At 53.4% G+C, this 1,090-nt stretch carries 2 tRNA genes and 1 rRNA gene; all 3 read right to left on the reverse strand.

Going from position 1 to position 1,090, the window contains the following annotated elements:
• A 23S ribosomal RNA gene (locus tag IB277_RS37560) occupies positions 1-100 on the reverse strand; the annotation flags it as partial.
• Between the two features lie 502 nt (positions 101-602).
• Positions 603-678, reverse strand: a tRNA-Ala gene (locus IB277_RS37565).
• A 64-nt stretch (positions 679-742) separates the two neighbouring features.
• A tRNA-Ile gene (locus tag IB277_RS37570) sits at positions 743-819 on the reverse strand.
• Positions 820-1,090 lie beyond the last annotated feature (271 nt).

Consider the following 1,090-nt stretch of genomic DNA (forward strand, 5'->3'; position numbering starts at 1 on the left):
AAGCTTATTCGCAGCTCCCCACGGCTTATCGCAGCGTATCACGTCCTTCATCGCCTGTGCATGCCAAGGCATCCACCAAATGCCCTTTTGACACTTGATCGTTCTCATTGCCAATGCTCATCCTTAGCCGCCTTCCCGAAGGGAAGCGGCAACTCGGTTACCTTTTACAACCGAGCCAATCAGATGCCATCGACGTGTTCGACAGGCCTGCTTTATTGGAACCACGCCGAGCGGTTCACTTGCAGCCTGTCTTAAGACCAGCTTCTCGAGATCTGTCCGGTGATGCGCGGTCAGGCAACACCAATCCAGCATGAACACCAGAAGGGCACTCACAAGTGAGCACCCAAACAATGATCATGCCTCAAGGACAAGGCTTCCTTCCTACCTCCAGACCCTCCACCACATCCGGTCGGCTAGACCATCCATGGGTTCATCGGATCTGGGCTCGGACGTCCCGAATGATCGTAGATCATTCAAAACACCTGGAAGCTTCCAGACATATCTTCTCTTCACAATGTAATCAGAACAGGCATCAGGCCCTAAAGCCGATGCAAACTTATTTTCTCCAAGGATATCTTCCGTCAGTTCAACACCAATCGAATTGGTGGAGCTGAGCGGGATCGAACCGCTGACCCCCTGCTTGCAAAGCAGGTGCTCTCCCAGCTGAGCTACAGCCCCAACCGTTCCGATCATCTGCTCCAAGCAATCCATCCAAGTCCAGACCAATCGGTCTAAACCAAAATGGTGGGCCCGGGCAGACTCGAACTGCCGACCTCACGCTTATCAGGCGTGCGCTCTAACCACCTGAGCTACGGGCCCATCTTGGGTAAAGCACGCAACCGACATTCGCTTGACGCAAGCGGCAAACGGGCGTGGTTCATATCCTTGTGAGAAAGAGAAACGTGGACGGCGGCACTCGCCATACCAACCGAATACCAAAGGTATTTCCGTGGCGTATTGCGTTTCGATGGTCACCTGACTGGTGCCATCTATGTTCTAAAAAGCACGGGAAAGGTCATGCATCCGAAGATGCCGTCTTCCAATTCCACAGCTTCCTTAGAAAGGAGGTGATCCAGCCGCAGGTTCCCCT

It is taken from the genome of Ensifer sp. ENS07, assembly GCF_014852185.1.
Classification (GTDB): Bacteria; Pseudomonadota; Alphaproteobacteria; order Rhizobiales; family Rhizobiaceae; genus Ensifer; species Ensifer adhaerens.